This is a genomic window from Rouxiella sp. T17, assembly GCF_036663475.1.
Classification (GTDB): Bacteria; Pseudomonadota; Gammaproteobacteria; order Enterobacterales; family Enterobacteriaceae; genus Rouxiella.
Genome location: NZ_JAWUEA010000034.1, coordinates 81,479 through 94,532 on the forward strand (window position 1 = coordinate 81,479; position 13,054 = coordinate 94,532).

General features: G+C 52.6%; 12 protein-coding genes. 8 read left to right on the plus strand and 4 right to left on the minus strand.

What is annotated here, in order from left to right:
* Positions 1-927: 927 nt before the first annotated feature.
* The gene (locus SC206_RS13300) at positions 928-1,638 is read left to right on the plus strand and encodes an ABC transporter ATP-binding protein (RefSeq protein ID WP_332737913.1); all 711 of its coding nucleotides are present in this window, start codon (positions 928-930) and stop codon (positions 1,636-1,638) included.
* Positions 1,639-1,664: 26 nt separating this feature from the next.
* Here the strand turns inward: SC206_RS13300 and bioD are convergent, their stop codons facing one another.
* The 4 genes from bioD to bioB are packed head-to-tail and all read right to left on the minus strand — an operon-like array spanning position 1,665 to position 5,332.
* A complete protein-coding gene (gene bioD, locus SC206_RS13305; RefSeq protein ID WP_332737914.1) occupies positions 1,665-2,357 on the minus strand; it encodes a dethiobiotin synthase in 693 nt (230 codons plus the stop codon).
* A gap of 1 nt (position 2,358) precedes the next feature.
* The gene (gene bioC / locus SC206_RS13310; RefSeq protein ID WP_332737915.1) at positions 2,359-3,141 is read right to left on the minus strand and encodes a malonyl-ACP O-methyltransferase BioC; all 783 of its coding nucleotides are present in this window, start codon (positions 3,139-3,141) and stop codon (positions 2,359-2,361) included.
* A complete protein-coding gene (bioF, locus tag SC206_RS13315) occupies positions 3,113-4,276 on the minus strand; it encodes an 8-amino-7-oxononanoate synthase (RefSeq protein ID WP_332737916.1) in 1,164 nt (387 codons plus the stop codon). The genes bioC and bioF overlap by 29 nt, the downstream gene beginning before the upstream one ends.
* Before the next feature lie 18 nt (positions 4,277-4,294).
* On the minus strand, positions 4,295-5,332 hold the full coding sequence (bioB, locus tag SC206_RS13320) for a biotin synthase BioB (RefSeq protein WP_332737917.1): 1,038 nt from the start codon (positions 5,330-5,332) through the stop codon (positions 4,295-4,297).
* Between the two features lie 136 nt (positions 5,333-5,468).
* Between bioB and bioA the strand changes: the two genes are divergently transcribed.
* From bioA to SC206_RS13355, 7 genes are all read left to right on the plus strand, one after another.
* Complete coding sequence (gene bioA, locus SC206_RS13325; RefSeq protein WP_332737918.1) at positions 5,469-6,755, plus strand: adenosylmethionine--8-amino-7-oxononanoate transaminase; 1,287 nt, start codon at positions 5,469-5,471, stop codon at positions 6,753-6,755.
* A gap of 113 nt (positions 6,756-6,868) precedes the next feature.
* Positions 6,869-8,023, plus strand: a complete 1,155-nt coding sequence (locus SC206_RS13330; RefSeq protein ID WP_332737919.1) for a methionine aminotransferase — start codon at positions 6,869-6,871, stop codon at positions 8,021-8,023.
* Between the two features lie 93 nt (positions 8,024-8,116).
* Complete coding sequence (locus tag SC206_RS13335) at positions 8,117-8,896, plus strand: ABC transporter substrate-binding protein (RefSeq protein ID WP_332737920.1); 780 nt, start codon at positions 8,117-8,119, stop codon at positions 8,894-8,896.
* 201 nt (positions 8,897-9,097) lie between these two features.
* Positions 9,098-10,141 (plus strand): NADP-dependent oxidoreductase, encoded by a 1,044-nt coding sequence (locus SC206_RS13340; protein WP_332737921.1) that lies wholly within the window; start codon positions 9,098-9,100, stop codon positions 10,139-10,141.
* A 50-nt stretch (positions 10,142-10,191) separates the two neighbouring features.
* Positions 10,192-10,872, plus strand: coding sequence for a type 1 glutamine amidotransferase domain-containing protein (locus tag SC206_RS13345; RefSeq protein ID WP_332737922.1), 681 nt, complete (start codon positions 10,192-10,194; stop codon positions 10,870-10,872).
* Positions 10,873-10,948: 76 nt separating this feature from the next.
* Positions 10,949-11,431: a kinase inhibitor gene (locus SC206_RS13350; RefSeq protein WP_332737923.1), complete on the plus strand. Its 483-nt coding sequence runs from the start codon at positions 10,949-10,951 to the stop codon at positions 11,429-11,431.
* Positions 11,432-11,710: 279 nt separating this feature from the next.
* On the plus strand, positions 11,711-13,015 hold the full coding sequence (locus SC206_RS13355; protein ID WP_332737924.1) for a putative acyl-CoA thioester hydrolase: 1,305 nt from the start codon (positions 11,711-11,713) through the stop codon (positions 13,013-13,015).
* Positions 13,016-13,054 lie beyond the last annotated feature (39 nt).

A 13,054-nucleotide genomic window follows, 5' to 3' on the forward strand; every position in this document is an offset into this window, starting at 1 on the left:
TCAACTTTCACCATAAGGATCCTTTATCTTCAGATTCCGTCGTCAAACAAGTTTTTCAAGGGCGTTGACTAAAAATTACACGGAAACGGTGAAGAAACACTCATGGTATTGATTTTAATTAAGCTGTTGAAAAATAGGAATTTCCTTAAAAAGCCGACAATCCGGTCAAACTAAGCTCAGCCCGCGCCCAGACTAGCGTGCAGCAACTTTTATTGCGCTCATGCACAAGGTTATCCACAGGAATAGTGGATAAGTCTCAGCACGCCGCTTGGGGCCTGCGTTGACAAAAATCGACATTTTCTCAAACCCGGCCAATTTGACGTTTTTTTAGTTATTTTTTTACATTTTTATGACTATATATATTCAGATTTAGCCTAGATAAACTTCCTGTTTTGATTTGCAAATTCAGGATCACCCTCTCTCTTTGCCCTTTTATCACTTTTTATCTTTTCCTCTTGCACCAAAACTTCCGACCACGGCACTGGCAAAGTGCACCTCATTAACAGACTCCTTGCCGAAACATTACCTTTAGTAAAGCCTGCTCTCTTTTTACTGCTCTTCATCCCGCTTTTTACCCCGCAAAATACTCTTTAAGAGTTATCTTTTCAGAGTTGGCCCAAGAGTTGCAACATTCGTCCTAGACGTCACCTTTACAGATTTTGTACTGAGTGGTGCTCGACTTCAAAAATAGGGTGATTTTGCAATTTTAAGTGACTTTGAAGGCTTTTAAGGCAAATAAACGTAAGTTTTAGCCGTTTAGCACTACGGGATAGCCGTTTTCCAGCTGTTGAAACGGAATGATTTCGGAATAAAAACCGAATTTAATTCTGCTTGGACAGACCTGCGGCATCGTAAAAATGTCAGAAATATGACAGGAGTCGTCGAATGTTGTGTTCAGCAGAACGCGTAATAAATGAGGAACAACTGATGCTAAGCGTAAAAGCCATTAACCAGTATTACGGGCAAAATCATACCCTGTGGGACATCAATCTCGAGCTCTATCGCGGCCAGTGTAATAGCCTGATTGGTCGAAACGGCGTCGGAAAAACGACGCTTATCAACTGCATCATGGGGCATTTGCCCGTGAAAAGCGGGACGATGATTTGGCAGTCGGCCAATCAGGAGCCGCAAAACCTGTTAGTGATGCCGGTAGAAACGCGCGCGCGGATGGGAATTGGCTATGTGCCACAGGGTCGACAGATATTTTCACAGATGAGTGTCGACGAAAACCTGCAAATCGCCATGATGGCCGGACGCAACAAGATGCGCCGCGTACCTTCTCAGGTTTACGATCTCTTCCCCTCTTTAAAAGAGATGGGATCGCGCAAAGCCGGTGAACTCGACGAAAGTCAGCAGCAGCAGCTTGCGATTAGCCGCGCGCTGGTTCAGGAACCTGAACTGTTGATCCTTGATGAACCCACCGAGCACACCAGCGAAGCGATGGAAGCTAATATGGGTAATATTATCCATCGCCTTAATCGCGACCTAGGCCTTACGTTGCTGCTGGTCGGCCACAAACTGCCGTTTATTCGCAGCGTTGCCGACCGTTTTTGTCTGTTAGACGGCGGCCGTAATGTTGCTCAGGGCACGCTGGCGCAACTCGACGATAATTTGGTAAAAACCTATCTCGCCGTATAAGGATCCTGCTTATAAAGGGGATCTGGTTAAAAAAGAGCCTCCAGCGACAGATAGCGACCCATTTCAGAGAACTGATCGTTTTGAAGATACGGGATCTCGCCCAGCAGCGGCGCAGGCAACATACGTCTCAAAGTTTCGAGATAAGCCTGATGATGCTTCCCCGTTTCCTCAACGTCATTGGCAATCCATCCTGCCAACGTTAAGCCGCTTTGCAAGATAGCCTGCGCGGTGAGTACGGCGTGGTTGATGCAACCTAAGCGCATGCCGACCACCAGAATGACCGGTAATTTCTCTTCGATCACCCAATCAGCAAAAGTTTGAGACTCATTCAGCGGCGTAAACCAGCCTCCTGCGCCTTCAACTACCACCCAATCCGCCAGCGGTTCAAGTTCGCGCAGTCCTTTAGAAAGGACTGAAAACTCGATAATTCGCCCTTCCAGCTTACTTACAATGTGTGGCGAAGTCGGTTCGATAAAGGTACACGGATTAACCTGCGCATAACTCAACGCTACCGAACTGTTTGCCTGCAAGGCTAGCGCATCGCTGTTTCGTGGCCCTTCGGAGGTCATTTCACTGCCTGATGCCACCGGTTTATAGCCTGCAACGCGCAAGCTTCTCGCCGTTGCCGCCTGTAAAAAGGCACAGGTTGCCACTGTTTTACCCACTTCAGTATCGGTGCCGGTAATAAACCAGCGTCCGTTATTTGTTAACTCTGACATCTCATTCTTCTTCGCAGTGAATCACGCCATAAACCAGCCGGTAAGTTAAAGGCAGCTGGCCCTCTTGGCGCTGATAATGTTTGTCGACACTTGCCAGTCGTTCGCGTCCACCCAGCCCTCCTAGCCTGCCGTTTTTAATGTGCGTTGCACCAATACCTTTCAGCGAGCGCATCAGGCTCATGACATCAGGAAACAGCGCGGTATGCTGGCTGAATTCGACGTGATGGGTATAAGGCGCGCACGCTTCGGCGATTTTATCGGGCGTCAAAAATTTATTGACGTGGGGGCGACCGTCGACCTTCATCCACGCCTGCGACAGCTCGAGTAACGAGTTTTCGGCCAGCGTAGAGAACAGTACAAGCCCGCCGGGTCGAGTCACGCGCACCAACTCCTGTAAGGCACGCGGCAGCGCGTTGCACCACTGAACAGCTAAATTACTAAAACTAATATCGACCGAATTGTCGGCGAGCGGTAGACGCTCGATGTCGCCAGGCAGGTAAATATCGGCCGAATTCAGGTCACGCGCCTGTGCCAGCATCCCTTCGGAAAGGTCGAGCGCGGTCACCGATTTCCCGGCGTCACGCCAGCGACGACTAAAATATCCGGTTCCGCAGCCGGCATCGAGCACTTGCGATCCCAATGCGATGCCCTGTGCGTCGGCGAGAGCGAGCAGTCGCTCTCCCGTTTGGCGCTGCAACTCTGCCGCGCCTTCATAACTGTGCGCTGCGCGACTAAAGGCGTCGGCAACCGCTTTTTTATTCACTAACTCGGTAACTGCACCCATTCAGGGACTCCAGCAAAATATCAATATCTTCGGGCTGATGGGCAGCCGTGAGGGTTAAACGCAGGCGCGCACTGCCTGGCGGCACAGTGGGCGGACGTATCGCACTCACCCATAATTGCTGCTCGCGCAGTCGTTGCGCCACGTCCAGTGCGGCCTGATTCTCGCCGATCATCACCGGCTGAATCGCGCTCGTAGACGGAGTCAGCGCTAACCCCAGCTGCCTGCCACCCGTTTTAAAACGGGCAATGTTGGCCGCCAGTTTATCACGCAGGTCATCACCTTGCTGAATACATGTCAGCGCGGCCTGCAACGCGCAAACCTGTGCAGCGGGCATGGCGGTGCTGTAAATCAGGTGACGGGCGAACTGTAATAAATAGTCGGCCGTGGCTTCATCGCACAGCACTGCCGCGCCGCTACAGCCAAATGCCTTGCCAAACGTCAGCACTAACAGCTCGGGTTTAACGCCCTGCTGCCAACAGCTGCCTCGTCCTTGCTCGCCCACAACGCCAATTCCGTGTGCATCGTCCACCAGCAGCCAACTGCCATGCTTGCGCGCCAGATTATGCAGATCGTTTAACGGCGCGGTATCGCCATCCATGCTGAAGACGCCTTCGGTGACAGTTAATGTTTCACCCGTCAGCGGTTTTTCCAGCAGACGGGCCAACGCCTGAGGCTGATTGTGAGCAAAACGGCGCAGCTGAGCGGGCGACTGCACCGCCGCCTCCAATAGCGAAGCGTGGCTCAGTTTGTCGGCTAAAATCCGGTCATCGGCCTGCATCATGGCCGCCAGCACGGCTTGATTCGCGGCAAAACCTGAAATAAACAGCAGAGCACGCGAATAGCCCTGCCAATCGGCCAGCTGCTGCTCAAACTGTTGATGCACCGTCGAGAAGCCGGTCACGTGGCCTGATCCGCCACTGCCGACGCCATAACGCGCCGCGCCCTGCTGCCACGCCGCAATCAGGGCCGGATGCTGCGAAAGACCGAGATAGTCGTTGCCTGAAAAATTCAGATAACGCTGCCCGTTTTGCTCCAACCAACGGCCATTGCCCCCCGCGTTGGCCTGCCTTTGCCTGAACGCGCTGGCGGCATGGCGCTCTTCCAGCGCATTGGAAATTCTTTCAGACCAGCTCATTTTTCGCCGCCTTTTCGATCACACGGCAGCATTGTAAAACTGCTCGTTGTCAGCGTGCAAAAGCTGCTCACTCAACGCCTGCTGCTGCTCTTCGTCACCCATCTCGGTAGCAAAATCCTGCGGATTCAGACCCAACTTGGCAAATAGAATCAGGTCTTTATCTTCAGCCGGGTTCGGCGTGGTCAGCAGCTTGCAGCCATAGAAAATCGAATTGGCACCCGCCATAAAACACATCGCCTGCGTTTGCTCGCTCATCTGCTCGCGCCCCGCCGAAAGACGCACATAAGAGCGCGGCATCATGATTCGTGCGACGGCAATAGTACGAATAAAATCAAAAGGATCGACGTCGTCGTTATCGGCCATCGGCGTACCTTTGACTTTCACCAGCATGTTAATCGGCACGCTCTCCGGCGGCGTGGGCAGATTGGCAAGCTGCATCAGCAAGCCTGCGCGATCTTTGACCGATTCTCCAAGCCCCACAATCCCGCCCGAGCAGACTTTAATTCCCGCGCCGCGCACTTCCTGCAGCGTATCGAGGCGTTCCTGATAGCTACGGGTGGTAATCACGCTGCCGTAAAATTCCGGGGAGGTATCGAGGTTGTGGTTATAGAAATCCAGCCCCGCCGTGGCTAAACGCTGCGCCTGCGTCGTGTTTAAAGTACCTAGTGTCATGCAGGTTTCCATGCCCAACTCTTTAACGCCCTGCACCATTTGCTCAAGATAAGGCATGTCGCGGTCGTGCGGGTTTTTCCAGGCTGCGCCCATGCAAAAACGCGTTGACCCGGCCGCCTTGGCCTGACGGGCCGATTCCAGTACCTGCTCGACCTCCATCAATCGCTCTGACTCAAGCCCCGTTTTATAGCGGGAACTCTGCGGGCAATATTTGCAATCTTCCGGACACGCACCGGTTTTAATCGACAGCAACGTGCTGACCTGCACCTGTCGCGGGTCAAAGTGCTGGCGATGAAGCTGCTGCGCCTCAAACATCAGCTCAAGAAACGGTTTTTCGAATAACGCTTTAGTTTGCTCGTAGGTCCAACGGGTGCGGGTTGTCATAAGACATCTCCAAAAGTAATGATATACCGTAAACCATTTTTGATTTATTTTAGTTTACGGTCAACGTAATATTTACTTTTAGGTTTACAGGATTTTAAATCCTCAATTCAAGGCACTGCGCCCGCAAGGAATTTTCATGACACCGGCCGATCTCGAATTCGATCAACGCCATATCTGGCATCCGTACACTTCAATGACCCAGCCGTTACCTACTTATCCCGTGGAATCGGCGCATGGCGTGATGCTTTATCTGGCCGATGGCAGGCAGCTCGTAGACGGCATGTCTTCCTGGTGGGCCGCGATCCACGGCTATAACCATCCGCGACTCAATCAGGCGGCCGTCGATCAAATCGGCAAAATGTCGCACGTGATGTTTGGCGGTATTACACACCCTTCGGCCATTGCCCTGTCGCGCCAACTGGTCGAGATGACGCCCGCCGGGCTCGAGTGCGTTTTTTTGGCCGATTCGGGGTCGGTGGCGGTCGAGGTCGCGATTAAAATGGCGATGCAATACTGGCAGGCACGTGGCGAAAAACGCCAGAAACTGCTGACTTTGCGCAACGGCTATCACGGCGACACCTTCGGCGCGATGGCGGTTTGCGACCCGCAAAACTCTATGCACAGCCTGTATCAGGGTTATTTGCCTGAACATTTGTTTGCTACCGCGCCGCAAAGCCGTTTCGACCAGCCTTGGAATGCCGAAGATATTGCCCCTTTTGCCGCGCTGCTGGCTGAGCATCAACACCACATTGCCGCCGTGATCCTCGAGCCGATTGTTCAGGGCGCAGGCGGCATGCGAATTTATCATCCCGAATATCTCAAGCAGGTACGCGCGCTCTGCGACGACGCGGGGATCCTGCTGATTGCCGATGAAATCGCCACCGGTTTTGGTCGCACGGGTAAACTTTTTGCCTGCGATCACGCAGATATTGCACCCGATATTCTTTGCGTTGGAAAAGCGTTAACCGGCGGATATTTAACGCTTTCGGCAACGTTGACCACCCGTAATGTGGCCGAAACCATCAGTAACGGCGAGGCCGGATGTTTTATGCATGGCCCGACGTTTATGGCTAATCCGCTAGCCTGCGCAGTGGCTAGTGCCAGCCTGTCATTGCTGGCCGAAAATCGCTGGCCGTTGCAGGTTGCGGCCATCGAAGAGCAGCTGAAAGCCGAGCTTACGCCGTTGAAACAGCACGCCGCCGTCGCGGATGTTCGGGTGCTCGGCGCGATTGGCGTGGTCGAAATGCATCAGCCGGTGGACATGGCGCGCTTGCAGCAGCACTTCGTGGCGCAGGGCGTGTGGATCCGTCCGTTCGGCAAACTTATTTACCTGATGCCGCCTTATGTCATCACTCCCGCTCAGCTCAGACAACTTACACAGGCCATTGCCAGTGCGCTAGAGGCACTTTACAGCGACAGGTAGTTTCTTCGAGGAGTCTTGGAAAACGGGCAAATTTCTATTGTCGGCGTAACAAAACTGTTGCTTAATCAGTCAGCACCGTTACGCCACTTTTGCCCAGTCCAGGAGGAGTTTGCATGAAGAGCGCCATGTCCCCGCAGTCGAAATTACCCGACGTCGGCACCACGATTTTTACCGTGATCGGCCAGCTTAGCGCCGAGCACAATGCCCTGAATCTTTCACAGGGCGCGCCCAACTTTTCTTGCCAACCGTCACTGATTGACGCCGTCGCCACCTCCATGCGTGCCGGTCAGAATCAGTATGCCCCGATGGCCGGTGTGGCGGCATTGCGTCAAGCGTTGGCCGACAAGGTCGAAGCGCTTTATGGCAGCCGCTATGACGCCAACAGCGAAGTCACGATTACCGCCAGCGCCAGCGAAGGTTTGTATTCTGCGATCAGTGCGTTGGTGCATCCCGGCGATGAAGTTATCTACTTCGAACCCGCTTTTGACAGCTACTCGCCTATCGTCCGTTTGCAGGGCGCAACGCCGGTGCCAATTACCTTGTCGATGGACGATTTCAGTATCGATTGGGATCAGGTCGCCAGCGCGATTAATAGCCGCACGCGAATGATCATCATTAATAGCCCGCATAATCCCACCGGCGCTATTTTCACTCAGCACGATATCGACAGGCTGACTGCCCTGACCCGCAATACCGATATCGTGATCCTTTCCGATGAAGTTTACGAACACGTCGTTTTCGATGGTGAACGCCACGAAAGCATGGCGCGCCATTCCGAGCTGGCCGAGCGCAGTGTCATCGTTTCATCGTTTGGTAAAACTTATCACGTCACCGGCTGGCGCGTGGGTTACACGCTGGCTCCTGCGGCATTGATGGACGAAATCCGGAAAATTCATCAGTTTATGGTGTTCACCGCCGACACGCCGATGCAGCACGCTTTTGTTGAAGCGCTGGCAACGCCGCAAAGTTATTTGGGGCTGGCCGATTTTTATCAGCAGAAGCGCGATTTAATGGTTAATTCTTTGCAGCATTCGCGTTTTGAGCTGCTGCCAAGCCGTGGCAGCTTCTTTATGCTGGCCCGATTTAGCCATTTCAGCCCGCTCAGCGACGATGAATTTGTATTGAGTTTAATTCGCGACCATCAGGTTTCCAGCATTCCGCTCTCTGCCTTTTATAGCGGAAACAGGCCTACCGGATTGATTCGCCTAAGCTTTGCCAAAGATGACGCCACGCTAATTGAAGGCACACGTCGCCTTTGCGGCGTGTAGTTATTGATGAATAGTTATTGATGAATAGTTATTAATAGAAGTTATTTATGAAGAGTTATTGATGAGTAGCACCACACCTCGGGAGCTTTAAAAATGCATAAATTAAAAAGTTTGCTGTTGCTAAGCTGTGCCGTTGCCTCTTTTTCAACTTTGGCGGCAAGCTCGTCAATAAAATTTGGCTTGGAGGCGCAGTATCCGCCGTTTGAATCAAAATCCGCTAAAGGTGAGCTTGAAGGTTTTGACATAGACGTCGGTAAAGCGGTCTGTGCGGCGGCGAAAGTAACCTGTGAATGGAGCGAAACGTCGTTTGACGGGCTGATTCCTGCATTGCAGGCGCGTAAATTCGACGCGATTAATTCAGCCATGAACGTCACAGAAAAACGTCGTCAGGCGATTGACTTTACTCAGGTTATTTATCGTGTACCGAGCAAGCTGATAGCGAAAGGCGACTCAGGTTTACTGCCTGACGTCGCCGCATTGAAAGGCAAACACATAGGCGTGCTGCAAGGGTCGATTCAGGAGAGTTTTGCCAAGGCCCATTGGGCACCGCAGGGCGTTGATGTGGTCTCGTATCAGGATCAAAGTCAGGTTTATCTCGATTTAACTTCGGGTCGTCTCGACGGCACGCTGGTGCTGGCACCCGCCGGGCAAGACGGATTCCTGAATAAACCCGATGGCAAAGGCTACAGCTTCGTCGGTGAGGCAGTACGCGACGACAAAATCCTCGGCAGCGGCGTGGCGTTTGGCCTGCGCAAAGGCGACACGGCTAACAAAGAACGTTTAGACAAGGCTATCGACAGCATTAAAAAGGATGGCACCGTCAGTCAACTGTCGAAGAAATACTTCGGCGATTTGGATGTTACCGTCAAATAAGCCGTGCTCTTTTTGAAAAGGTTATCCTGCGGCGACCGCTAATTGCGCAGGATAACGTCAATTTATTTTTATCTGTTAACAAAACAATGCCTTTACATTCTGTACCTTAGCAGCGAATCCCTGATACTGTCCCCTTACAATCCCGCTGGGCGTCCTATACTTGTTGCCGGTGGAAGATTTTTTTAATTTTAAGGAGTCAGTATGTCTCAACATTCATCGGTCAATCGCCGCTTCGTTCTTGCTTCACGTCCAAAGGGCGCGCCGGTTGCTGAAAACTTCCGTTTGGAAGAGGCTGAATTGCCTACTATCGCAGACGGCCAATTGCTGTTGCGTACCGTTTATTTGTCGCTTGACCCGTACATGCGCGGCCGCATGAGCGACGCGCCGTCCTACGCTGCGCCCGTCGCCATTGATGAAGTCATGACCGGCGGTGCCGTGTCGCGCGTGGTCGAGTCGAAACATCCCGATTTTAAAGCGGGTGACTGGGTGGTTGCGACCAACGGCTGGCAAGATTACGCTGCCATCGACGGTAAACTGGCGCGCAAACTCGAAGGCGTCGCGCTTGAGCACCCTTCTCTGGCGCTCGGCGTACTCGGCATGCCCGGTTTCACTGCCTACATGGGCCTCTTGGACATCGGCGAACCGAAACCTGGCGAAACCGTGGTGGTTGCCGCTGCGACAGGACCTGTAGGTTCACTGGTCGGCCAGATAGCCAAAATCAAAGGCTGTAAAGTTATCGGCATTGCGGGCGGCGAAGAAAAATGTCGTTACGCGGTAGAACATTTCGGCTTCGACGAATGTATCGATCACCGTGCCGACAAGCTTGAGCAGCGTTTGAAAGAAGCCTGCCCTCGCGGCATCGACGTTTACTATGAAAACGTCGGCGGCAAAGTGTTTGACGCCGTATTGCCCCTGCTCAATACCAAGGCGCGCGTTCCGCTGTGTGGCGTCGTTTCTCAGTACAACGCTGAAAACCTGCCAAAAGGCGAAGATCGCCTGATGCTGCTAACCAACACCATCTTGAAGAAACGTTTGCGTATTCAGGGCTTTATCATTTTCGATGACTACGGCCATCGCTACCCTGAATTTGCCCAGCAGATGAGCGAATGGTTCTCTGCCGATAAGATTAAATTCCGCGAGCATATTGTCGAAGGGCTAGAAAATGCGCCGGAACAGCTGATTGGCCTGCTCGAAGGCAAAAACTTCGGCAAGCTGGTGATTAAAGTGGGTGACGAAGCCGAATAAGCCCTGATTTTCTGGCAATTTAATCCTTGAATGTCTTTAGAGGTGAAGCAATGAAACTATTAATTGTCCTGACTTCTCACGATAAACTGGGCGAAACCGGCAAGAAAACGGGTTTTTGGCTCGAAGAATTTACTGCGCCTTACTATGAGTTTGTCGATGCCGGTGCTGAGGTGGTTTTAGCCTCGCCATTGGGCGGACAGCCGCCGCTGGACCCTAAAAGCGACGAGCCTGATGCACAAACAGAAACCACGGCGCGTTTTCGTCAAGACCAGCACGCGCAGCAACTGCTGGCCGAAACGCATAAATTATCCGAGGTCGATGCCGAAGATTTTGACGCGGTATTTTACCCGGGCGGCCACGGTCCGCTGTGGGATCTGGCAGAAGATGCGAACTCAATTGTATTAATTGAAGATTTCTGGCGCGCCGGCAAACCGGTGGCGGCAGTCTGCCACGCGCCCGGCGTGCTTCGTCACGTTGAAATCGATGATGTGCCGCTGGTTAAAGACAAGCGCGTCACTGGTTTTAGCAACAGCGAAGAAGAAGGCGTGCAGTTAACCGAGATTGTGCCTTTCCTGGTCGAAGACGAGCTGAAGAAAAATGGCGGTGATTACAGTAAAGCGGCGGACTGGCGGCCTTACGTGGTGGTCGACGGCAAGCTTATCACCGGCCAGAATCCAGCCTCTTCCGCCGCCGTCGCACAGGCATTATTGAAAATGCTCGGCACTGACTAACTGGCTATTTTATAAAAAGCGTTCACAAACACGCGATTAAAAGCTGCTCATAAACAAAAACAATCCAGAGGATTTTATGGCTTTTACGATTAAAAGTAATGATCTGCAAGACGGCGAGAAAATGCCAAACGCGCAGGTTTTCAATGGCATGGGCTATGAAGGGGATAACTTGTCCCCTCACCTGAGCTGGGAAAATGCCCCTGCCGGAACAAAAAGTTTTGCTATTACCTGTTACGACCCTGACGCGCCCACCGGTTCCGGCTGGTGGCATTGGGGCGTTGCTAATCTTGCTGCCGATCTTGCCGAAATCCCGACGGGTGCAGGTTCGGATAAAGGTAATCTGCCAGCCGGTGCGGTTCAAACCCGTACTGATTTCGGCAAGGCGGGCTACGGCGGCGCGGCACCGCCACAGGGCGAACATCACCGCTACCAGTTTACCGTTTACGCGTTGGATGTTGAAAAGCTGGAAGTTTCCGAGGAATCCAGCGGCGCTTACTTAGGTTTCAACCTGCACTTCCATACGCTGGGCAAAGCGTCCCTGACGGTGATTTATAGCTAATAAACACGTGTTAAACGTGAAAATATTCGCTTATAGATAAAGAAATTCTTAAACATAAAATCGAGCTGTGTTACAAACGTTCTCTGGCTTTAGCTGAAATAATTTGTAACGTATAAAGCCCGAGCGAATAACTCAATCGATAACAAGTATGCCAAGTGGTCAGCCAAGCTGGCCGCTTTTTTTATGCATTAACTTTGTTAAGCCACACTCTTTATGTACCTGAACGACGGACATGAATAGCGTGCAAAAATTTTTCAGTGCATCAAGGAGAAAGACACAGTGAAAATGACCCGTTTGTCGCGTGCCTGCGCCGTATTATCAACCACGCTGATATTAACCGCCTGTAGCCACAGTGAAGAAAATCTCTCTTCGCAACTTGCGCCCGGCACGGCAGCGTTACCCGTACTGAGTGCCGATGAAGCCGGCAACTTTACCCAGAATGCCTATCTGGCGTTTGGCGGTCCTTCCGTTCAGAAACAGCAACAGGGCTGGACGCCGATTCTGGCGAGCACTGAAGGCGCAAGTAATGTCTACGTAGTGGGTCCGCAAAAAGGCACCGACGGCGCACAGTACACTACCGTGCAACAGGCCATTAACGCAGCGATGAAGGACCATAATCACGGCGAACGCGAATACATTAAAGTCTTGCCGGGCACTTACAACGGTGCCGTGTATATTCCGGCTGGCGCGCCGCCGATCAGCCTGTTTGGCGCAGGGACCACGGCGGATCAGGTCGTGCTGCAACAGGGAATTGAAGGCAATACTGCCCCCGCTGATTACCGCAAGGCAGTGAATTCAAACGGCCAATTCTTGCCGGGCGATCGCGCGTGGTACATGTTCTCGGTGTGTGGTAATGCGCAGAACCAGACTATCGGCGCGAACTGTAGCGCGACCGTGTGGGCGCAGAGTAATGGCCTGCAATTGCAGAATCTGACCGTGGCAAATAGCGTGCAAGATGCGGTAGATGCAGGTGAGCATCCGGCCGTGGCGCTGCGCGTTGACGGTGACCAAACGCTGCTGGATAACGTTCACGTTTTAGGCCGTGAAAACACGCTGCTGCTGACCACCAGCGACGTCAACAACAAGCCTGTGACCAGCCGTTATAGCCGTGTTTACGTGCATAATAGCCTGATTGAAGGTGATGTCGATTACGTCACCGGCGCGGCGAACGCAGTGTTCGATCACGTTGAATTCCATACTGTTTCAAGCCGTGGCGTTAAGCAGGCTAGCGTCTTTGCACCTGCAACACCGGCGAACGTGCCTTACGGTTTCCTGGTCATCGACAGCAGCCTGACTGGCGACAAAGGCTTTAATGGTGAAGGCGGAGCGCAGAAAGCGTTGCTGGGTCGTGCATCTGACGTTGGCGTTGCCGACGGCGGTTACGCACCGGGCCAGACGCCAAACGGTCAGTTGGTTATCCGCGATAGCAAAATCGACGGCAGCTATAACTTGCAACAGCCTTGGGGCAATGCGGCTTACTCACAGCGTCCGTTTAATGGCAACGTTGCCGCTAACCGCGACCTAAACGACACCGGTTTCAACCGCCTGTGGCAGTTTAACAACACCGTTTCCGCTGCTCAGTAATTGATTGATTAACTAGATAATAGAAACGCCAAGCCAAAA